Genomic DNA, 21,520 nt, shown 5'->3' on the forward strand with positions numbered 1-21,520 from the left:
CAGATTACGGACTGGTTACGCGGGGTGCCGACTCCTGTGCTTACAGCCCCGCCCAGGGGATGAGGACCAGGCCCAGGACCACGAACAGGGCTCCCAGGAACGTGTCGATTGCCGTCTGGGCACGCTCATAGGCGCGAATCACCAGGGGCCGGGAGCTCAGCAAGGCGACCAGGGTGAAGAACGCCAGAGCGATACCCGTCATCACGGCCCCCGCCAGCAGGGACTCCCCCAGCGTGATCGCCTGCGGCAGGACGCTGACGAAAAGCGCCCCGAAGAACACCACCGCCTTGGGATTGCCGACTGTGTTCGTCAGATAGCCCAGCCGCACATCGGCGAAGCGCTGCCGCGCCCCGGTGCCGGTTTTCATCCCAACGGCGTTCGGCGAATGGCTGCTCGCCGTCGGCTCTGCCGGCGGTTCAGCCGCAGACTCCGGCACAGTGGAGCCGCACGGCGAATCCTCAGGGGCCGGCGTGTCCGAGTCGCTCGACACGATGTCCCTTTCCCGGACCTGATCCCGGGACCGTTCCCGGTGGGCGCGCCACAGGGCCCGCAGGATGGACAGGCCGTAGAACACCAGGAATACGGCGCCCGCGATTCGCACGGCGAAGAACAGCACGTGGTGCCGGGCGATGAGCCCCACGATCCCGAACAGTGCCAGGCACAACCAGGTCGCGATACCCGCCGCCACCCCGGCGGCTGTACGCATTCCAGAGTGCAGGCCCCGTTCCAAGGTCCGGCGCAACACCGCCAGGAAGTCCGGTCCCGGCGATGCGACGGCCACCGTGAAGGTGCCCAGCAGGACGATCCAGGCACTGATACTCATCGCACTGCCCCCGCCCTGTCGTGGGCCGCGCCCGAGGTCGACCCCAGCGCCACCAGGGCCTGACAGCCGGTGGGGCCCGCCGTATAGGTGTGGGGTTGGTCCCCGTCGAACTCGATGAGGTCCCCGGGGCCAAGGTCCGCCTGCCCGGCGTCGGCTTCCTGGCCGCCGCCGGCCTCGGCGCCGAGATCCGGCCCCGCCGTCATCATCCCGGTGATGACCACGAAGATCTCCACGGTCCCCGGGGTGTGGTGGACTCCTACGAAGTGCTCACCCGGGGCCATCCGCAGGCGCCAGAATTCGAAGGACCTGCCACCGGGGATGCGCACCAGCAGATCCTCGACGATCGAATCGCCTTCGATGCGGCTCAGCTCGTCGAGCGCCGTCTGCGGTGCCCGCCGCACGGTGGTCCCCGGGTCCTCCCGCGACAGGAGGTCGCCCACCGGGATGGCCAGGGCCACGGCCAGGCGTTCGACCGTGTCCAGGGTCGGATTGCCCCTGCCGGATTCGATCCCCGACAGAGTCGCCTTGGACACTCCGGCACGGGCGGCCAAAGCGGACAAGGACATGCCCCGGTGTCTGCGGATCGCCGCCACCCGGGCGCTCACCTGTTCCTGCCAATCACTCATGTGTGCACAGTAAAACAAACGCCTTGTTCAGTACACTGAACAAGGCGTTTGTTTCATCATGCGGGAGCAGCAACCCCCGCACCCGGACCTCAGACCCGCCACCCGGATCTCGGCCGGCGCACAGCCGACCGAGTTCCAAGGTGACTACCGGGCTCAGTTCTGCTTGTAGTACAGCTGCTTATTGCAGAACTCGTCCATGGCCAGCGGGCCCAGTTCGCGGCCGATGCCCGAACGCTTCACACCGCCGAAGGGCAGGTATTCGCGTGTGCCCTCCGGAGCGTTGATGTAGACCATGCCTGCGTCGATCTGCTTGGCCACGCGCTCCGCAGCCTCCAGATCCGGGCCGAAGACGGCCGAACCCAGACCGAACGGCGTGTCATTGGCCAGGGCCACAGCTTCCTCTTCGCTGGCGACCTTGAACAGCATGAATGCCGGTCCGAAGAGCTCCTCGTGGAAGCCGCGCTTGCCGGGCTTCACATCGGTGAAGATGACCGGTTCGACGTAGGCACCGGGCGTGTCATAGGACTTGCCACCGGTCAGCACGGTCGCGCCGTCGGCGATCGTCGCCTCGACCTGCTCCATGAAGCGCTCGCGGGCGGCCTGGCTGGACAGCGGGGCCAGCGCGGAGCCCTCGGCGGTCGGATCCGCCGGGGTCATCTCCTTGGCCTTCGCGGTGATCTTCGCCGCGAAGTCGTCGTAGATGTCCTCCATGACGATCATGCGCTTGGGGCTGTTGCAGGCCTGGCCGTTGTTGCCCATGCGGGTGGCGAAGAGCGTGTCGACTGTCTGATCGAGGTCGTCGGCGCCCAGCACGATGTAGGGGTCGGACCCGCCCAGTTCCAGCACGACCTTCTTCAGGTTCGCACCGGCTGCCGCGGCCACGGCCTTGCCCGCACGCTCCGAACCCGTCACGGACACGCCCTGGTTGCGGGGGTCGGGCAGGATGATGTCGGAGACCTGCTCATTGGTCGCGTACACGTTGATGTAGGCGTCCTTGGGAATGCCGGCCTCGTGGAAGATCTCCTCCATCACGGCGGCCGAGCGCGGGTCCTGCGGGGCGTGCTTGAGGATCACGGTGTTGCCCAGTGCCAGGTTGGGGGCTGCGAACCGGGCCACCTGGTAGTACGGGAAGTTCCAGGGCATGATGCCCAGGATCGAGCCGACCGGGCGGCGGCGCAGGTAGGCCTCCGCGTCCTTGGGCCCGCGCAGCTGCTCGTGCTTGATGAAGTCCTCGGCGTTTTCCGCGAAGTACTTGTAGATCAGACCGCACAGCTGGGCTTCGCCCACGCCTTCGGGAACGGGCTTGCCCATTTCGATGTTGATGTAGCCGGCCAGTTCCTCCGCCCGGGCGAAGTAGATCTCCGATACCTTCGCCAGCGCCGCGGTGCGTTCTGCGATCGGAGTGTCACGCCAGGACAGATAGGCGTTGTGCGACCGGTCCAGAGCATCCTTGATCTGGTCATCGGTGGCGGTGGGGAACTCTTCGACGAGTTCGCCCGTTGCAGGGTTTACTACCTGGTACTGCGACATCCCATACCTTCCTTTTCCATGCCCCGCGATGCTGCGACGGGCACGTATATGTGCGACATGTGTCGTGTGGCGCGCGATACATTGCGTGCTACTCCAACCGTATGGGAACCCGTTCCCGGATACAAGACGGATGAGTGCCCACCCGGCGGAGATTGTTAGAGTTCTAAGCCAGCGCCCACGGTAACCGCCGCGGGCCGCCACTCGAACACGATCCGAGGAGATTCCCATGTCAGATATCCGCGCCCTGGCGCTGAAGTACTATGCGACCGTCGACGCCGGCGATCCCGGGGCCACCACCGCCCTGTTCGCCGCCGACGCCACCTACGACCGCCCCGGCTACGACACCTTCGCGGGCCCCGCCATCGGCGAGTTCTACTGCGGCGACCGGATCATCGTCTCCGGCGCCCACACCGTGACCGAGGTCGTCGTCGACGGCAACCGTGCCGCCACCCGCGGCGAGTTCAACGGCAAACTCAAGGACGGTTCGGACGCCCACGAGGGTTTCGCCGACTTCTTCGAGTTCGACGCCGCCGGCCTCATCGCCAAGCGCACCACGTACTTCTACCGCGCCGCGGTCTGAGTCCGCTCGGCCTCCAGATCCCGATCCGCCGGCCTCACGCGCAGCCCCACCGCGCGGCACAGCGCCAGGGCCCGCTCCACGCTCTCCGAGCTGCTCCCCCGCCCGGCGATCACCTCGGCGGCGGTGGCATCCGGTGCCAGCCACACCGCCACCAGCCGGGCCGCGGCGATATCGTCGAGACCGCGGGCCAGGGCCGCGACCTCGGCACCGCCGGATGAGTCCGCCACCGGTTCCGGAGCCGCGGTGACCAGCAGGGACCCGGCGGGGGCCGCCAGCGCGATATCGACCAGTGCCTGTTGTTTGGCCCCCGCCCGGTCCGGCCCGCACTCGAAGACCACATCGGCGCCGATCACCGCATCGTCGAGTCCTGCGGTGGGCTGCACCCGTCCGGCGTCGATGACCGCCGCGGCCTCCCGGATACCCTGTGCGACCCCTTCGATATCCGGTGTCGGATCGAACAGCCGCACGTGCAGTCCGGCCGCGGCGCAGATCCGCGCCCATTCCCGCCCGATCCCATCCACGCCGATGACGGCGACCGCCCGCTGTGAAGTCATGGACCCAGGGTATCCGGATCGCTGGGTGAAACAGCCCGGCCCCGCAGCCCGGGCAGTGGCAGAATTGGCACCATGACACCCGTTCCTCAAACAGTAGTTCCCCCGCAGACACTCCATCAGGCGAAACAGGAGGCCTCGGCCGCCGCGAGCCGGGCGGGCGTCGACATCCGCCTGCTGCACAGCTCGGCCCAGTGCCAGGCCGCCGCCGACCTGCTCGACGATGTCTGGGGAGTGTCCCCCGGAACCAATGCGGTCGCCGACACCGGTATGTTGGTCGCCCTGTCCCATGCGGGCAATTACGTGGGCGGCGCCTTCCCCCGCGGCACCGTGGCCGACGACGTCCACGCGGACGCGATCCGCGGAATGGCACTGGGTTTCTTCGCCGAACCGCTGGGCCAGACCCTGCACTCCCATGTGGCGGGTGTGCGCCGCGACGGCCTGGGCTCCGGAGTGGGAGCGGCGCTCAAGCTCGACCAGCGCGCCTGGTGCCTGGAGCGCGGGATCACGGAGATGCACTGGACCTTCGATCCGCTGATCGCCCGGAACGCGTACTTCAATTTCCAGCGCCTGGGCGCCGACTGCGCCGAATACCTGGTCAACTTCTACGGCGAGATGACCGACGGGGTCAACGCCGGCCAGGGCTCCGACCGCATGATGGTCTCCTGGCGCCTGGACAAGCCGGCGGCGCGGGAGACCGTGGAGGTCCCCGCCGAGGACCCGTCCTTCGCCTGGGGGCTGCGCCTGGCCGAGGACACGCAGGAACCGGTGGAGACGCCCCTGGAGGATTCGACGGCCGAATCAACGGCAGCCGGAGCCACGGCGGCAGGCGGTGCGGCCTCGGCAGACAGTGCGGCCTCGGCCGGTAGCACCGCTCCGACCACCGTCGGTGTGCAGATCCCCTTGGACATCGAGGCCCTGCGCGCTGCGAACCCGCAGCTATCCGCACGCTGGCGCAGGGCGCTGCGCGCGGCGCTGACCGGCCTGCTGGAGACCGGCTGGACGATCACCGGCGTCACCCGCTCCGGCGTCTACCTGCTGACCCGCTAATACAGAAGAGTTCCACTACTTGACGAAATGTCGTTTTCCGGGCTGATTCGCCGGATTTTCACCATTTCGTCAAGTAGTGGAACTCTAAAAAGGGGAAGAGCCTCAGCCCTCCCAGTTGGAGCGCAGCAGCTTCTTGTCCAGCTTGCCCACCGAGGTCCGCGGCAGTTCATCGACCACGATGACCTGATCGGGCAGCTGCCACTTGGCGAAGCGGCTCGACAGGGTCTCCCAGACGATCTCCTTCGTCACCGTTTCACCGGGCCGGGCCACCACATAGGCCACCGGGCGCTCGTCGAACTTGGCGTCGGGCACGCCGATCACACAGGCCTCGGCCACCGCCGGATTGTCCAGGATCGCATTCTCCATGTCGATCGAGGAGATCCACTCGCCGCCGGACTTGATGACGTCCTTGATCCGGTCGGTCAGCTTGACGTAGCCCAACTCGTTGATCACGGCCACGTCCCCGGAGCGCCACCAGCCGTCTGCGAAGCGGTCCGCGTTGTCGTCGAGCTTGTAGTAGCTCTCCGTGATCCACGGCCCGCGCATCAGCAGTTCGCCCATGGACTTGCCGTCGTGGGGCAGTTCCTGGCCGGCCGGGTCGACGATCTTCATCTCCACCCCGAACAGCGGAACACCCTGCATCCGCTTCATATCCCACTGCTCGTCCTCGCTCATCCCGTCCAGGGCCGGCTTGAGGCGGTAGTTCACCGATACCACGGGGGTCGTCTCCGAGGCCCCGTAACCGTGGACGACATCGGCCCCGGTGATCTCCTTGAAGCCCTTCATCAGGGCCACCGGAGGTTCCGATGACCCTGCGACCAGGCGGGCGCGCGAGAGATCGACCGGCTCCTTGGCCGCCTTGAAGTGCTCCAGCAGCGGGGTGAAGATGGCCGGCGCCCCGTTGGCCAGGGTGACGCCCTCGTCGATCATCGCCTGGGCTACCTCGCCGATGTTGTCGGTGGAGAACTTGCCCGGCAGCACCAGCTTGGCGCCGGCGGCCAGGGCGAACAGCGGGTAACCCCACGACATGACGTGGAACATGGGCGTCCACGGCATGATGACGTCGCGGTAGTGCACGCTCAGCGCGGCCACGCAGCCCATGGCGTGCAGGACTACGGAGCGGTGCGAGTAGTAGATGCCCTTGGGCCGGCCGGTGGTGCCGGTGGTGTACCCGGCGAAGGCGGCGGTCGTCTCCTCGATGACGGGCCAGTCGTACTCCTCGGAGGCCGCGGCCAGCAGGTCCTCGTAGTAGTACACGTTCTCCAGCTTGGGCGAGTACTGGTCGGAGGGCTTGTCGCCCATCACCACCCAGCCGGTGACGTAGGTGTTCTGGGCCATGGCCTCGGCGATGGGCAGCAGGGATTCGTCGACGAACACCCACTTGGCCTGGGAGTGGTCGATGACGTATTCCAGGTCGTTCTGCGGCAGGCGCAGGTTCAGCTGCAGGAAGGTCGCGCCGATCCCCGGCACGCCGTAGTAGAGCTCCAGGTGGCGCAGCGAGTTCCAGTCGAGCACGCCCACCATCGAACCCGGGCCGATCCCCAGACCGGTCAGCGCATTGGCCAGGCGGTTCACGCGCTTGCCGAATTCGCCGTAGTTCGTCCGCCCCCAGGTCCCGTCGACGCGGTGGTAGACGACTTCGTGTTCGGAGAAGGTGCCCGAAGCGTACTTGAGCATCTGGGTGGTGTTGAGCTGGTAGCTGTCCCCCTGGGTGGAGGGGATTCCCTTGAGCATTGTGACTCCTTGCGGTTCTCGATGGTGCATCCGGACCCGGGCCGAGGCCCCGGTTCAGTTTCCGGTGAAGGTGGCCTGCCGCTTCTCCAAGAACGCGGCCACGCCCTCCTTGTTGTCGGCACTGCTCAGCAGCCGGGCCTGGCCTTCTGCCTCGCGGTCCAGTGCCGCCGTCAGGCCATCCAGGCTCGCCGCGTTGATCGCGCGCCGGGTCTCCCGGTAGGCCAGGGGCGCACCGGCCGCCAGGGTGACGGCGACCTCGGCGGTGCGGGCCTGCCAGTCGGCCGGGGCCGCGACCTCGCTGGCCAGGCCCCAGTCCAGGGCGGTGGCCGCCTGGACCTTCTCGGCGGTCAGGGCCATCCGCATGGCGCGGTGGCGCCCCGCCGAGGCCGCGACCAGCGCGGTGGCGCCGCCGTCGGGCATCAGGCCGATCTTGGTGAAGGCCAACATGAAGTAGGACTTCTCGCTCATCACGATGTAGTCGCACGCCAGCGCCAGGGAGCAGCCGACCCCGGCGGCCGCGCCGGAGACTCCGGCCACCGAGGGGATCGCGAGGTTCTTCAGGCGTTCGACGATGACGTTGATGACGTCGAGGATCCCGCCGGTTTGCTTGGCCGAATCGTCCCCGGCGTCGTTGACCGCGCCCAGGTCGGCGCCGGAGGAGAAGGCGCGGTCGTTACCGCGCAGCACCAGGACCCTGGCCTCGGCCTCGGCGCGCTCGATCGTCGCCAACAGGGCCTCCGTGGTGGCCCGGTTGAGTGCGTTCATGGATTTCGGCCGGTTGAACGTCACGGTCATGATGCCGTTGGCGTCCAGGTCGACCAGGAGTTCGTCTGTCATCGGGGGTTCCTTCGTATCGTGGGATCGGCAGTGGTGTGGCCGGGGTCAGGGCTTGAGGATGATCTTGCCGCGCACGCTGCGGTCGTCGATGTCCGTCAGCGCCTGCGCCGCCTGCTCCAGCGGATACGTCGCGTGGATGTGGGGGTTGAGCTGTCCGGCTTCGATGAAGGGCAGCAGGACCTCCCACTGACCGTCGAGGTAGCCCGGGCGGCCGAGTGCCGCCGCACCCCAGCCAACGCCCGCCACCGAGATGTTGTTCAGCAGCAGCCGGTTGACCTTGACCTGGGGAATGGAGCCGGCGGTGAAGCCCAGCACCAGCAGTGTGCCGAAGGTCGCCAGGCTGCGCAGCGAGTCGGTGAAGCGATCGCCGCCGACCACATCGGCCACCAGATCGACGCCGTGCGGGTAGAGTTCCTTGACCGCATCCTTGAAACCGTCCGCGAAGACCACGTGTTGGGCGCCGAGTTCGCGCACCACCTGGGCCTTGGGCTCGCTCGAGACCACGCCGATGACGGTCGCGCCCATCGCCAGGCCCAGCTGCACCAGGGCGGATCCCAGTCCGCCGGCCGCGCCGTGGACCAGCAGGGTCTGGCCAGGCTGCAGGTTCCCCCGCACGCGCAGGGCGAAGTCCGCCGTCAGGACGTTCATCGGGATTCCAGCGCCGGATTCGAAGTCCACCGATTCGGGTAGGGGCAGGACCATATCCGCGGGCACCGTGGCGTATTCGCCCCAGGAGTCCTTGCCCGCGATGAACACCACCCGGTCACCGGGGACGAACTTGTCCACGCCCGCGCCCACGGCCTCGACCACGCCGGAGCCCTCGGAGCCCAGGGTGAACGGGATCGGGTGCTTGACCTGGTACTCGCCGCGGGTCTGCAGGAGTTCGGGGAACGTCACACCCGCTGCCTCGACCTTGATGAGGATCTGGCCGGGGCCGGCCTCCGGCTTGGGGATCTCCGCCAGCACGATGTTGGTGGGACCGGTGAGTTCGTTGACCTGGACTGCTTTCATGTCTTCCCTCTTCATTGAGTTATCGGGCCCGGTGGCCCCGGACCTAAACTATCCGAACATTCGATCAGTAGCTTACCGCAAAGCGCGCGCTCTCAGGAGTGCATCACGAATGCTTGATCGGCGGCGGCGGGATCGAGCTTGCGCTTCTGCAGCTTGCCCGTGGGTGTACGCGGCATCTGATGGGTGAAGTACACGATGCGCGGCAGCTTGTACTTCGCGACCCGTTCCCCCAGCCAGCCGATGATCGCAGCGGCGGTCTCCTTGGTCGCGGGCACTCCTGCGGCCAGGTCGATATAGGCCACGACGATCTGGCCCAGTTCGTCATCGGGCTGGCCGTCGATCGCCACATCGGCGATGTCCGGGTGCAGCGCCAGGGCGTTCTCCACCTCCTGCGGATAGATGTTCACGCCACCGGTGATGATGAGGTAGGCCTGACGTTCGGCCATGTAGAGGTAACCGTCCTCGTCGATCCGCCCCATATCGCCGATCGTCGTCCAGTCCCACTTCTGCGGATCCGGGTGGCGCGTCCCCGCGGTCTTCTCCGGCTCGCCCCAGTAGCTGAACGGCTTCTTCCCGGCGAACTCCATCCAGATATTGCCGACCTCGCCGGCCGGCAGCTCGTTGAGTTCGGCGTCGAGGATGTGCACCGTTGTGCCGCCGGCGCCCTGGCCCACCGAGCCGGGCTTGCGCAGCCAGGCCTCGGAGTCGATGATCGTCGAACCGTTGGATTCGGTCGATGCGTAGTATTCCCAGACGATTGGGCCGAACCAGTCGATGATCTTCTGCTTGACGTCCACCGGGCACGATGCCGCGGCGTGGACCATCACCCGCATGCTGGAGACGTCGTAGCGGGCACGGACCTCCTCCGGTAGCTTGAGCAGGCGCACGAACATGGTCGGCACCCACTGCGAATGCGTCACCCGGTACTTCTCGATCAGCCGCAGGCACTCCTCGGCGTCGAACTTCGGCATGACGACCACGGTGCCGCCGTAGCAGTGCGTCATGTGCACGAACCGGATCGGCGCGGCGTGATACAGCGGCGCCGGCGACAGGTAGACGGTGTCCTCGCTCCATTTGAACAGGGGGCCGAAGGTCGACACGGGGAAGATCCCCTCGAACACCTCGACCGATTGATCCGGCAGGGCCGGCTGGATGCCCTTGGGCCGGCCGGTGGTCCCGGAGGAATAGAGCATGTCACCGCCGCGCGGCTCGTATTCCGGCCGCTCGTTCGTCAACGCCGCCAGCACGTCCTCATAGGGCGTGGCCGCCGGCAGGTCACCGCCGACGGACAGGAGTTCGGCGACCGCGGGGCCGTCCGGACCGTCCACCACAAGGGCCCTGGCCAGCTCCTCGGCCAGCGGCAGGCCGGTGGAGATCGTCATGGACTTCGCGCCGCAGTTGCGCACGATGTATTCGGCCTCGCCCACGGTCAGGTGGCTGTTGACCACGGTGACCAGGAGGCCGGCGCGCTGTGCCGCCCAGTACTCCTCGATGATCTCGAAGCGGTTCTCGGCGATGATCGCCACATGGTCTCCGCGTTCGAGCCCGCTGCTGCGGTAGTGGTTGGCCAGCCGCTGCGAACGGTCCTCGAGCTGCGCATAGGTCAGCACCCGCCCCGTGTCGCTCATGATGACGGCGGGCTTGTCGGGGAAGCGCTCAGCATAGTATCCGGGATACATCGCCGGGCTTGTCGTTGGGTTCGTCTGTGTTTCGGTCATCGTTTCACGCCCTTGTGACGGTCCTGACTGATGGATTATTCGGTAGTGGGTGCCGAGGCGACGCCCAGCCATTCGGCCGCCAGCGCCTCCCACAGTGGCACCATGGGCTCGGTGCTCATATCGCGTCCGGAGAACGCATAGGTCATCGCCTGCCCGCGCATGGCGGAGAACAGCAGGCCGAAGACGTCGCCGGCCCTGGGGTGAGCCGCCAGTTCTGGGCCCAGATCGGCCATCGCCGATTGCCTCACCCGGCGCAGCACCGTGCGCTCGTGGGTCGCGGTCAGCGCTGCCAACTCCCTGTCCGTGCGGGCCGCCGTCCAGGCTTCGAAGGCGACCCAGAAGATGGGTTCGGCGAAGCTCGACCACAGGCCCTCGACCAACCGGGCGATCCGCGCCGCCGGCTCCGAGGTGCCGGTCGCCTCGGCGTCGGCGTGTGCGGCCCGGCGCGCCGCCGCCTGCGCCAATCTGGTGTCGGTGGCGCTGGTGACGGCGGCCATGATGAGCTCCCGTTTATTCGGGAAGTGGTAGAGCAGCCGGCCCCGGGAGACCTCCGCACGCTCCTGCACCTTCTGTGTGGTGGTGCCGGAGTATCCGAACTCCAGCAGGCACTCGATCGTCGCGTCCAGGATCTGCTCGCGCGACTGAGCTGCGCGCATTTGCGTCATGGTCTCCCCGGGATTCCGGCCGGCTGTCCGGCCTGCTCGAGTCGTGCTGCTCTATTTGGGCTGCATCCGGATGGCGCCGTCCAGTCGGATCGTCTCCCCGTTGAGGTAGGGATTCTCGACGATCTGGCGGGCCAGCAGCGCGTATTCCGGCGGTTCGCCCAGGCGCGAGGGGTTGGGCACCTGACGGCCCAGGGACTCCAGAACGTTGTCGGGGGCACCGAGCATCAGCGGGGTCTTGAAGATGCCGGGGGCGATCGTGTTGACACGGATCAGACCGGAGGCCAGGTCGCGTGCCGCGGTCAGCGTCAGGCTGACGACGCCACCCTTGGAGGCGGAGTACGCGGACTGGCCGATCTGGCCGTCGAATGCCGCGGCGGAGGCGGTGTTGATGATCACGCCGCGCTCACCGTCGATGGGTTCCTGTGCGCGCATCGCGGCCGCGCCCAGGCGCAGCACGTTGAAGGTGCCGACCAGGTTGACCTCGAGGACCTTGCGGAAGTTGTCGAGCGGGAACACCCCGTCCTTGCCCACGATCCGGTGGGCCGAGCCGATCCCGGCGCAGTTGACGACGGCGCGGATGTCGCCGAATTCCCTGGCCTGCTCGATCGCCGCGGTGACGTCTTCCTCGCTGGTGACGTCGCCGGGGGTGAACAGGGCGGTGCCGGGTGCCTGGGCGTTGTAGTCCGCGGCGACCTGTTCGCCGGCGGAGCGCGGCAGGTCGAAGAGGACGACCTTCGCGCCGGCGCGCACCAGTTCGTCTGCTGTCGCCTTGCCCAGACCGGATGCGCCTCCGGTGATGAAGGCCACGTGTCCTGCGATGTTCATACTGCTTCCTCCTCGAAGCGTCGACTGATTTCGGAGGGACATCCGAATACAGTCCATCTTGACTGTTTTTGCCCCAGGTGTAAAGCTGGTCACATCCAAACAATCTCCCGATCCCCTCAGAGTGGAGCGGACTCGGGCATCGCCTCGGAGGAACCCACATGACAGACGCAGTGATCGTCGCAGCCCGCCGCAGCGCCACCGGCAAGCGCAACGGCGCCCTTTCCGGCATCCACCCGGCGGACCTGGCATCGACGGTGCTGGCCGACCTGGTCGCCACCACCGGCATCGACCCCGCCGTGATCGACGACGTGGTCTTCGGCTGCGTCAGCCAGGCATTCGAACAGACCGGCGACATCGCCCGCACCGCAGCCCTGGGTGCGGGCTTCCCCGAGGACGTCACCGGCGTGACCATCGACCGCCAGTGCGGCTCCAGCCAGCAGGCCCTGCACTTCGCCGCCGCCACCGTGGCCTCGGGCCAGGCCGATGTCGTCATCGCCGGCGGCGTCGAGTCCATGTCGCGCGTGCCCATGGGCTCGACCTCCCAGGGCAAGTCCCCCTACGGCCAGGCCTTCAAGTCCCGCTACCCCGGCGACAACCCCAATCAGGGCATCGGCGCCGAGATGATCGCCGAACGGTGGGGCTTCAGCCGCACGCAGCTCGACGAATTCTCCCTGCGCTCCCACGCCTTGGCCGCCGAGGCCACCGATCGCGGCGACTTCGCCGGCCAGATCGCGCCCGTGCAGACCGAATCGGGCACGGTCACCGTCGACGAGGGGATCCGCCGCGGCGGCACCCTGGAATCGCTGGGCAAGCTGAACACCGTGTTCCGCGAGGACGGCGTGATCACCGCCGGCAACGCCTCGCAGATCTCCGACGGTTCTGCCGCGATGCTCGTCATGACACCTGCCAAGGCCAAGGAACTGGGTCTGACCCCGCTGGTGCGCGTGCACACCGCGGTGCTCGCCGGCGACGATCCGCGCATCATGCTCACCGCCCCGATCCCCGCCACCGCCAAGGCGCTGAAGCGTTCGGGCCTGTCGATCAACGACATCGGCACCTTCGAGGTCAACGAGGCCTTCGCCCCCGTCCCGCTGGCCTGGCTCAAGGAGACCGGCGCGGACATCGAGCGCCTCAACCCGCAGGGCGGCGCAATCGCCCTGGGCCACCCGCTGGGCGGCTCCGGGGCGCGTCTGATGACGACCATGATCCACCGGATGGTCAACCAGAACATCCGCTACGGGCTGCAGACCATGTGCGAGGGCGGCGGCCAGGCCAACGCCACCATCCTGGAACTGGTCTGAGGAGGACGCGATGAAACGCAATCTCTACGATGAGGACCACGAGGCCTTCCGCGGCACCGTCGCCGCTTTCCTCGAGAAGGAAATGGCGCCCCACCGCGAGGAGTGGGAACAGGCCAAGAACACCGGGCGCGAGATCTGGAAGAAGGCCGCCGAGGCCGGCCTGATCGGGTTCTCCCAGCCCGAGGAGTACGGCGGTGCAGGAGTCGACGACTTCCGCTTCCACATGGTCATCAGCGAGGAGGTCGCCAAGCGCGGCCTGGGCGGATGCACCGGTGGCTGGGGCGTCTCCGACGGGATCGTGCCCGGCTATCTGCTGAGCTTCGGAAACGAGGAACAGAAGCAGAAGTACCTGCCCGGCCTGGTCGCAGGCGAGCTGATCGCAGCGATCGCCATGACAGAACCGGGCGCCGGCTCGGACCTGCAGGGCATCACGACCCGCGCGGTGCGCGCGGACGACGGTTCGGGCGACTGGATCATCAATGGTTCGAAGACGTTCATCACCAACGGCCAGAACGCCGATTTCGTCGTCGTCGTGGCCCGCACCGATATGGACGTCAAGCCCTCCCGCGGGACCTCGCTCATCATCGTCGACGCCGGCACCCCCGGCTTCGAGCGCGGCCGCAACCTCGACAAGGTGGGCCTGGCGGCCCAGGACACCTCCGAGCTGTTCTTCACCGACGTCAGGGTCCCGGCGGGCAATCTGCTGGGCCAGGAGGGCCAGGGCTTCAAACACCTGATGGCCAATCTGCCCTTCGAGCGCCTGTCGATCGCCTCCGGTGCCGTCGCGGCCTGCCGCGCGGCCCTGGACTGGACCGGGGAGTACGTGTTCAACCGCAAGGCCTTCGGCGGGACCATCGGGGACTTCCAGAACACCCAGTTCACGCTGGCCGAGCTGGAGACCAGGGTGGACGCCGCCGAGGCCTATCTGGACCGCTGCGCCCTGGCCCTGAATGCCGGTGAGCTCACCGCGACCGAGGCCGCAAAGGCCAAGTGGCTGACCTCCGACCTGCAGGTCGAGCTGGTCACCCGCTGCCTGCAGTTGTTCGGCGGCTACGGCTTCATGAACGAGTACCCGATCGCCCGGGCCTTCCGCGACAGCCGGATCCAGCCGATCTACGGTGGCACCACCGAGGTCATGAAGTACATCATCGGCAAGAAACTGCAGAAGCGCTACACGCTGAACTGAGGTCCCTTCCACCCATCACGCCGTCGTCGCAGCCCATCCCGCGAAGGATGCACTGCGGCGGCGGCGTGATGTGAATCGCACGGCCCTTCCCATCTACCCCGCACCCGGCCCCGGTCCGGACCCGATCACAGAGCACAATGCGCAGTACGAGAATGCGCAGTACAAAGGAGTACACCTTGGCCCAGCCCACCCCGGACACCTCCACCGGAATCCCCACCGCAGTCCGCCGCAACCACTGGAACCAGCAGATCCTCGGACATGCCAGGGTCCGCCCCGATGTCATCGCCTTCAAACACCGCGGCGTGCCATACACCTGGGGACGGATCAACCAGCTGATCGAGCACACCGCCGCCGCGCTGGACCGCCGCGGAGTCGGGCACGGCGACCGGATAGCCACCCTGGCGCTCAACCACATCGGCCACATCGTCGCCGCCATGGCCGCCAACCGGCTGGGCGCGATCTTCGTACCCATCAACACCCGCCTGACAACCCCGGAGATCGCCTACATCCTCGACGACGCGGACGCCAATACCGTCTTCGTCGATCCCGCCCTGTTGCCCCGGATCACCGATTATGCGCAGGCCGCGGGCCGGGCCGCCACCCTGTCGCGGATCCTCGTCTTCGATTCGGAGGTCCCGGGTGAAACGGGCCTGGCCGAGGCCGCCATCGCCGCCGCGCCCGCCTGCCCGCCCGTCCTCGAACGCCATGCCGCGCTGGCCGCGGAGGACCCCGCCGATTTCATCGCACCCGATGTCGCCGAGTACACGACCTGCATGATCATGTACACCTCCGGGACCACCGGCCGGCCCAAGGGCGCAATGTTGGACTATATGAACATGGTCTCGCAGGCGAACACCATCATCCGCGTCAACGAGGTCCGCACCGACGACGTCTGCTTCGTCACCGCGCCGTTCTTCCACACCGCGTCCTGGGGCAATATGGCGGGCAATATCGCGATGGGGGCCACCTCCGTCATCCACCCGCTGGGTGCCTTCAACCCCGTCGAGGTGCTCGACGCCTATGAGGCCGAGGGCGCGAACTTCACCTTCAACGTCCCCCAGCAGTGGCAGCAGCTGTGCGATGCCAGGGACGCGGGCAGGCCCGGCGGTGGCGACTGGGACCTGGCCCTGCGCGTGATCTGCTGGGGCGCGGCCCCGGCCAGTGAGAATCTGCTGCGGCACATGGCGCGCAGCTTCCCCGGCACGAACATCGTGGCGGCCTTCGGGCAAACGGAGATGTCGCCGGTGACCTGCAGCCTGTCCGGGCCGGACTCCCTGCGCAAGATCGGTTCGATCGGCAAGCCCCTGCCCACGCTGCAGACGCGCATCGTCGATCCGGCGATGAACGATGTCACCCCAGGCGAAGTCGGCGAACTCGTCTACCAGGGCCCCAACCTCATGCAGGGCTACTGGCGCAAACCAGAAGAAACCGCCAAAGCCTTCACCGGCGGCTGGTTCCACTCCGGAGACCTCGTCCGCGCCGACGACGAGGGCTTCCTCTACATCGTCGACCGCGCCAAGGACATGATCATCTCCGGCGGCGAGAACATCTACTGCACCGAAGTCGAAAACGTCCTCTTCGACCACCCAGCCGTCCTAGAAGCAGCCGTCTACGGCCGCCCCGACGAACGCTGGGGCGAAGTCCCCATCGCCGCCGTTGCGCTGCGCGAAGGAGCCCAGCTGACCCTGGACGAACTGCGCACCTGGCTCGACGACCGACTGGCCCGCTTCAAACAACCCAAGGACCTCGTCTTCGTCGACACCCTGCCCCGCAACGCCTCCGGCAAGGTCCGCAAAGTCGACCTGCGGCAGGCACAGGGCTGAATGATTCAGTCCTGAATGGCCGACCGGAGGTCGTCCCACAGATCCTCGACGTGCTCGATGCCGATGCTCAGGCGCAACAGGCCGGCGGGGACGGACTCCGGTTCTGCGGCGTGCCTGCGCCGCCGCTCGATCAGGCTCTCCACCCCGCCCAGGGAGGTCGCCGGGGTGAACAGCCGCACCGCCTCCGCCACGCGCACCGCCGCCTCGGCACTACCCATGTCCACGCAGATGATGGAACCGAAGCCGCCTGACATCTGGGCCGCGGCGCGCGCATGGCCGGGGTCGGTGGGCAGGCCGGGATAGCGCACGCTCATTCCGGACACGACCTCCGCCAGATCCGCCAGGCGTTCGGCCAGCAGCTGCGCGTTCGACATCGAGCGCTCGACGCGCAGCGCCATGGTCCGCAGGCCCCGCAGACCCAGCCACACCTCCATGGGGCCCGCGATCCCGCCGTGGATCGAGCGGCGGGTCAGGACCGCCTCGCGCAGGTCCTCGCGCGAGGTCAGGACGGCGCCGAGCACCACGTCCGAGTGCCCCGCGATGTACTTCGTGGCCGAGTGCACGACCAGATCCGCGTCCATTTCCAACGGCTTCTGGACCAGTGGGGTCGCGAACGTGTTGTCCACGCAGACATAGGCCCCGGCCGCGTGCGCGCCGGTGATCAGCGCGGGCATATCGGCGACCTCGAGCATGGGGTTCGTGGGGCTTTCGATCCACAGCAGCACCGCGCGTTCGGTGCCCGCCGCGTCCTGCGCACCACCGGTCTGGGAGTCGGCCCCGGATGTGGCGGTGGCGTGCGCGGCAGTGGCCGTGCGCACCGCGGCGAGCACGGCCTCGGTGTCGGCGATATCGACGGTGACCAGGTCGAAGCGGCCCGAGGCCGCCGTCGCCCCCGCACCCGACAGCGCGCCCATATAGCAGTGCTCGGGCATGATGACGGTGCCGCCGGGGGCCACCGTCTCCAGGGCAGCGGATATCGCCGCCAGGCCCGAGGCGAACACCAGTCCGGGCAGCTTCGCACCCTCCAGCGTGGCCAGGGCGGATTCGAACGGATCCCAGGTGGGATTGCCGAAGCGGGCGTAGCCGTAGTCATCGGCCGTGATGTCCTCGGTCCCGATGAAGGTCGAGGTGAAGACCACCGGAGGGTTCAAGGGCGCATCGTGGGCTCGGTCGGGCCGGCCCAGATCGACTACCAGTGTTTCCGGGGCGAGCGGGCGGTCGGCGTAGGTGCCCATGGCGGGCTGCGCGTGCGATGGCTGCGCTGAATCAGTCGTCATGGTCCCACCCTAGACCCGGCCGGTTCCGACACGCCCTTGTAGATATGCGCCAAAGCTGAGTGATTGCCGTACGTTTGGATGACAAATCCTGTCCACGCGGCGGCACACTGGAGTGCGCGCTTCGTTCACCGCCGGCGGCACCCCACCAGGTGCGCCGGCCCATCCACCGTCTCCCAGAAGGAGCCCTGCTTTTGACCGCCCAGTTAGTCGCGATCCTGATATTCATCGCCATCTTCGCCGTCGGTGCCATCCGCGGTGTCCACATCGGCGTGCTGATGCTCGCCGGCGCCGCGGGCGTCGGTCTGACGATCGCACATATGAAGGCTGCGGACATCGTCGCGGGCTTCCCCCTGGACATCATGGTGCTGCTGGTCGGAGTGACCCTGTTCTTCGCGATCGCGCAGACCAACGGCACCGTTGACCGGTTGATCGACATGGCCCTGTCCAAGGTCGGCGCCAATCCACTGGTGTTGCCCTTCGTGTTCTTCGTGCTCACCGGCTGCATCTCCGCCATGGGCGCGCCCCTGGCCGGTCTGGTGATGATGCCCATCGGCATGCAGGTGGCACGGCGCTACAACGTCAACTTCGCTCTCATGGGCATGTCGATCTGCTTTGCCATCGGCGCCGGCGGTTTCGCCCCGACCAGCCTCTACGGCATCGTCACCTATGGCACCGCGAACAATGCGGGCATCGACCTGGGCGGCTTCCAACTGTTCGGAATCGCGCTGGCGACCTATGCGCTCATGCTCATCGCCGCTTATCTGGTGCTGGGCCGGGACTCCTTCCGCGCCCACCGCGCGGCGAAGCGCCTGGCGGTGACCGGACCGGATATGGAACACAACGACAATCCCGTCTACCAGCCCAAGTCCGGCGCCTCGGCGATCAGCCGCGGCAAGGCCTCGACGTCCACCGTGCAGTTCGGCGAGGACGACGAGGACCAGGCGATGTTCACCGCCGATGACGCCCACACCGGCGCAGAGGCGACCGCGGTCAAGGGCCTGACCTGGATGCAGATCGTCACCTGTGTGGCCATCGTCGTACTGCTGGCCAGTGTCGTCGTGCTGGCCGCCTTCGGTCAGAAGCCCGACATCGGCCTGATCTGCTTCGGCCTCTCGGCGATTCTGCTGCTGTTGGACCCCAGCGCTTCCAAGGGCGCGATCACGAAGATCGACTGGTCGACCGTGTTGTTGGTCGGCGGCATCATCACCTATGTGGGCGTACTCGAGGAAATGGGCGCCGTCGAACTGCTGGGCCAGGGGGCCAAGTCCATCGGCTCCCCGCTCATCGCCGCCTTCGTCCTGTGCCTGGTCGGCGGTCTGGTCTCCGCCTTCGCCTCGACCACCGGCATCCTGGCAGCACTCATCCCGCTGGCCCTGCCGATGGTCGCCGACGGCGCGCTGCCCGGCTGGGCGCTCATCGCGGCGCTGGGCATCTGCTCGGCAGTGGTCGACGTCAGCCCCTTCTCCACCAATGGCGCCACCGCCGTGGCCACCGCACCCGAGTCCGAGAAGCCCAAGCTGGTGCGGATCTTCACGTGGTTCGGCATGTCGATGGTCGTCGTCGGCCCGGTCCTGCTGGTGGGCGGCCTGGTCTGGCCCGCCAGCCTGTTCTAGGCCCGCTGGTCAGACGTCCCGGTCCAGGCGTCCCGGTCTAAACGTTCCGGGCCAGGCGCCCCGGGCCTCACATTCGCAGGCACTTCGGTCTGATTCCCGGCAGGGAAATCGGACCGAAGTGCCTGCTCTTGTTTGAGCCGTCCGGGTCCTCGGTACTCGGGTTCGAGCCGTTCGGGTCGCTCGGCTACAGGTCCAGGGCCAGTTCGACGAACTCCAGATCGTCGACCTTCGGAATGCCGAAGCGCGGCTGGCCGTACGGGAAGGGCTCCGTGGCGCCCGTGCGCGCCCACCGCTTGCGCTCGTAATAGGCGATGAGGTCGGAGCGCTTGTTGATCACCGTCATCCGCATCCGGCTCGCCGCCCAGTGCTCCCGCGCCCAGTCCTGTGCCACCGCCATGAGCGCGCTGCCCAGTCCCGATCCCTGCCGGGTGGGGGCCACCGCGAAGGTGCCGTAGTAGGCGGTGCGCGCATCCTCGCGTTTGAGCAGCACGGTGCCTGCCAGCGCGCCGGAGTCCCCATCGCGCACCACCAGGGTCACGGAGTCCGGATCGGCCAGGGCCGCGGCGGCCATCTCGGCGTCCAGTCGCTGACCGCCCAACAGATCCGCCTCGGTCGTCCAGCCTGCGCGGCTGGAATCGCCGCGGTAGGCCGATTCGACCAGTGCCACCAGTTCCCCGATATCGGCCGAGGTCGCAGCGGCCAGCCGTAGCCCCTCCCCCAGCCGCGACTCGACGTGGCCGGGGGTAACCGTGGTGCCGCTGGTCCCCACCCCGGACTCGGTCGAGCCGTGCAGGGCCTCGTATGTCCAGGCCGCGAGCGCCGCGTCCTCCCAGCCCATGCCGGCTGTTTTGAACACAATAGGACCGGTGTCCGGCAGATTCCGGCCCTCCGCCACGACGGTGTCGCGGAAGGTCACCGCGTCTGCGGGATCGAACAGGCCCTCCCGCTGGGCCAGCAGGGCGTCACCGCATTCGGACAGGACCGCGGCCCGGCTTTCGACGATCACGGTGGCCCGGCCCATCAACTCCCCTGGCAGTTCACGGCGTTCGGGGGCGTGGGAGCCGGCTGCGACGACCACGGCATCGTCTTTGACGTCGGCCGCGGCGAACAGGGGCTCGCCGGACGAGGTGACGGTGATGACGAGATCGGCTGCGCGCAGTGCCTCCGCGGCCTCCGGGGTGTTTTGGAGGACCTCGGCACAGCTCAACCCGGTCGTCTTCTCCGCCGCGACCGTCGGCTCGGCTGCGGTCTGCTCGGCTGCGGTCTGCGGCCGGCCGGGGGTGCGCGCCAGGCCGGCCAGGACCTCGGCGGCACGGCCGGCGGTCCGCACGAACACGTCGACGTGGTCGAGCGGCACGACAGCCGCTGCGGCCCGCAGATGCGGCAGGGCCTGGACGCCATTGCCGAACAGCGCGACCCGCACCCCCGTGGGGAACCGACGGCGCAGCGCATGGAAGACACCGGCCAGAGACACCGCCGGGGTGCGCAGTGCTGTCAGTGCGGCACCCTCGACGCGGGCCAACTCGGCATGTGTGGTGCCGTCGTACAGGGTGCAGGTGCCCTGGATGTACGGCAGTCCGCGGGCGGGGTTGTCCGGGGTCAGGGTCAGGACTTTGAGCGCATCATAGGTGCCGTAGGAACCGGGCATATAGAGCAGGGTGCCATGCGGCAGGGAGCTCGAAAGGCGTTCGGGAACCGATTCCGGATCGACCCGGGTCACGGCCTCCATGATGGTGCGGATGGCGCGCGCCGGGGTGAGCGCGGAGTACAGGCTGTCTGCGGAGATGTCGAGCATGAAGCTCCCTTGCGGTTCTGTGATTGGCTGGCGCGGATTGTCTGGCTCGATGGTACGGAGGGCTTGTGACTCACCTCATTACCCTGTGTTTCAGGTTATGCGTACGATGCGGACATGAGCAATTTGCAGGTGGATATTCCCGCGGGCGCCAACAGATACGTGGGCGTATTGCCCGAACGCCCGGACGTCCCGGTGGCCTTCGCCGCCTTCTACGATGAGTCGGGAACGGGTGTGTCCCCGGAGGCGGGATCGGCCGCCGGGGACGCCGTGCAGACCACGGCGCCTGCGGCCCCTGCACCCACGACCCGCGTGTTCAACCACACCGTGACCGTCCCCGAGTTCGGCGGCCGGGGCTATGCCGCCCAAGTGGTCCGCGCTGCGCTCGACGATGCGGTTGCCCGGGGCCTGCGCATCAGATCGGAGTGCTCCTATGTGACGCACTTCCTCAACGAACACCACGATTGGGACGCCCACCTGGTCGCATAAGACCGAGTGCCGTCCCGTGCCTGCCGGGCCCTCGCCCTTCCATAGACACCATCCTGGCGCGGGATCTACCTGCTGTAGCAGGTAGATCC

19 protein-coding genes are annotated in these 21,520 nt (G+C 67.7%); 7 read left to right on the plus strand and 12 right to left on the minus strand.

The window, feature by feature from the left end:
* Nucleotides 1–40: 40 nt before the first annotated feature.
* From NQ036_RS04460 to NQ036_RS04470, 3 genes are all read right to left on the minus strand, one after another.
* Nucleotides 41–823, minus strand: a complete 783-nt coding sequence (locus tag NQ036_RS04460) for a LysE family translocator (protein WP_257057261.1) — start codon at nt 821–823, stop codon at nt 41–43.
* Nucleotides 820–1,449 carry an XRE family transcriptional regulator gene (locus NQ036_RS04465; protein ID WP_257057263.1) on the minus strand — a complete coding sequence of 210 codons (630 nt, stop codon included), beginning with the start codon at nt 1,447–1,449 and terminating at the stop codon, nt 820–822. Before NQ036_RS04465 ends, NQ036_RS04460 begins: the two co-directional genes overlap by 4 nt.
* A 153-nt stretch (nt 1,450–1,602) precedes the next feature.
* A complete protein-coding gene (locus NQ036_RS04470) occupies nt 1,603–2,979 on the minus strand; it encodes an NAD-dependent succinate-semialdehyde dehydrogenase (RefSeq protein ID WP_257047761.1) in 1,377 nt (458 codons plus the stop codon).
* Nucleotides 2,980–3,205: 226 nt separating this feature from the next.
* Here NQ036_RS04470 and NQ036_RS04475 point away from each other — a divergent pair, with 226 nt between their 5' ends.
* A complete protein-coding gene (locus NQ036_RS04475; protein WP_257057265.1) occupies nt 3,206–3,559 on the plus strand; it encodes a nuclear transport factor 2 family protein in 354 nt (117 codons plus the stop codon).
* Here the strand turns inward: NQ036_RS04475 and NQ036_RS04480 are convergent.
* Nucleotides 3,541–4,113, minus strand: coding sequence for a 3-hydroxyacyl-CoA dehydrogenase NAD-binding domain-containing protein (locus NQ036_RS04480; RefSeq protein WP_257057268.1), 573 nt, complete (start codon nt 4,111–4,113; stop codon nt 3,541–3,543). The two genes, NQ036_RS04475 and NQ036_RS04480, sit on opposite strands and share 19 nt — an antisense overlap.
* A gap of 72 nt (nt 4,114–4,185) precedes the next feature.
* Between NQ036_RS04480 and NQ036_RS04485 the strand changes: the two genes are divergently transcribed.
* Complete coding sequence (locus NQ036_RS04485) at nt 4,186–5,160, plus strand: hypothetical protein (protein ID WP_257057273.1); 975 nt, start codon at nt 4,186–4,188, stop codon at nt 5,158–5,160.
* A gap of 102 nt (nt 5,161–5,262) precedes the next feature.
* Here NQ036_RS04485 and NQ036_RS04490 read toward each other — a convergent pair whose 3' ends face one another.
* The 6 genes from NQ036_RS04490 to NQ036_RS04515 form a co-directional block, all read right to left on the minus strand.
* The gene (locus NQ036_RS04490; RefSeq protein ID WP_257047752.1) at nt 5,263–6,894 is read right to left on the minus strand and encodes a long-chain-fatty-acid--CoA ligase; all 1,632 of its coding nucleotides are present in this window, start codon (nt 6,892–6,894) and stop codon (nt 5,263–5,265) included.
* A 54-nt stretch (nt 6,895–6,948) separates the two neighbouring features.
* Complete coding sequence (locus NQ036_RS04495) at nt 6,949–7,731, minus strand: enoyl-CoA hydratase-related protein (RefSeq protein ID WP_257057275.1); 783 nt, start codon at nt 7,729–7,731, stop codon at nt 6,949–6,951.
* Between the two features lie 45 nt (nt 7,732–7,776).
* Nucleotides 7,777–8,742, minus strand: a complete 966-nt coding sequence (locus tag NQ036_RS04500; RefSeq protein WP_257057278.1) for an NADPH:quinone oxidoreductase family protein — start codon at nt 8,740–8,742, stop codon at nt 7,777–7,779.
* 92 nt (nt 8,743–8,834) lie between these two features.
* Nucleotides 8,835–10,460 (minus strand): AMP-binding protein, encoded by a 1,626-nt coding sequence (locus NQ036_RS04505; protein WP_257047749.1) that lies wholly within the window; start codon nt 10,458–10,460, stop codon nt 8,835–8,837.
* A 35-nt stretch (nt 10,461–10,495) separates the two neighbouring features.
* Nucleotides 10,496–11,116, minus strand: a complete 621-nt coding sequence (locus NQ036_RS04510) for a TetR/AcrR family transcriptional regulator (RefSeq protein WP_257047748.1) — start codon at nt 11,114–11,116, stop codon at nt 10,496–10,498.
* 60 nt (nt 11,117–11,176) lie between these two features.
* On the minus strand, nt 11,177–11,950 hold the full coding sequence (locus NQ036_RS04515) for a 3-hydroxyacyl-CoA dehydrogenase (RefSeq protein ID WP_257057281.1): 774 nt from the start codon (nt 11,948–11,950) through the stop codon (nt 11,177–11,179).
* A gap of 158 nt (nt 11,951–12,108) precedes the next feature.
* Here NQ036_RS04515 and NQ036_RS04520 point away from each other — a divergent pair, with 158 nt between their 5' ends.
* The 3 genes from NQ036_RS04520 to NQ036_RS04530 all read left to right on the plus strand — a co-directional run bounded on the left by NQ036_RS04520 (nt 12,109) and on the right by NQ036_RS04530 (nt 16,260).
* Entirely contained in the window at nt 12,109–13,251 is a 1,143-nt protein-coding gene (locus NQ036_RS04520) for a thiolase family protein (RefSeq protein ID WP_257057284.1), read from the plus strand.
* Nucleotides 13,252–13,261: 10 nt separating this feature from the next.
* Nucleotides 13,262–14,437, plus strand: coding sequence for an acyl-CoA dehydrogenase family protein (locus NQ036_RS04525; RefSeq protein ID WP_257057285.1), 1,176 nt, complete (start codon nt 13,262–13,264; stop codon nt 14,435–14,437).
* Between the two features lie 152 nt (nt 14,438–14,589).
* A complete protein-coding gene (locus NQ036_RS04530) occupies nt 14,590–16,260 on the plus strand; it encodes a long-chain-fatty-acid--CoA ligase (RefSeq protein WP_257057287.1) in 1,671 nt (556 codons plus the stop codon).
* A gap of 5 nt (nt 16,261–16,265) precedes the next feature.
* Here NQ036_RS04530 and NQ036_RS04535 read toward each other — a convergent pair whose 3' ends face one another.
* A complete protein-coding gene (locus NQ036_RS04535; RefSeq protein ID WP_257057300.1) occupies nt 16,266–17,495 on the minus strand; it encodes a PLP-dependent aspartate aminotransferase family protein in 1,230 nt (409 codons plus the stop codon).
* Nucleotides 17,496–17,728: 233 nt separating this feature from the next.
* Between NQ036_RS04535 and NQ036_RS04540 the strand changes: the two genes are divergently transcribed.
* Nucleotides 17,729–19,150: an SLC13 family permease gene (locus tag NQ036_RS04540; protein WP_257047743.1), complete on the plus strand. Its 1,422-nt coding sequence runs from the start codon at nt 17,729–17,731 to the stop codon at nt 19,148–19,150.
* Nucleotides 19,151–19,334: 184 nt separating this feature from the next.
* Here NQ036_RS04540 and NQ036_RS04545 read toward each other — a convergent pair whose 3' ends face one another.
* Nucleotides 19,335–20,945: a GNAT family N-acetyltransferase gene (locus NQ036_RS04545; protein ID WP_257057288.1), complete on the minus strand. Its 1,611-nt coding sequence runs from the start codon at nt 20,943–20,945 to the stop codon at nt 19,335–19,337.
* 114 nt (nt 20,946–21,059) lie between these two features.
* Between NQ036_RS04545 and NQ036_RS04550 the strand changes: the two genes are divergently transcribed.
* Complete coding sequence (locus tag NQ036_RS04550) at nt 21,060–21,431, plus strand: GNAT family N-acetyltransferase (protein ID WP_257057290.1); 372 nt, start codon at nt 21,060–21,062, stop codon at nt 21,429–21,431.
* The last annotated feature ends 89 nt before the right edge of the window (nt 21,432–21,520 follow it).

Source organism: Brevibacterium sp. 91QC2O2, from assembly GCF_024580695.1.
Lineage (GTDB): Bacteria > Actinomycetota > Actinomycetes > Actinomycetales > Brevibacteriaceae > Brevibacterium > Brevibacterium moorei.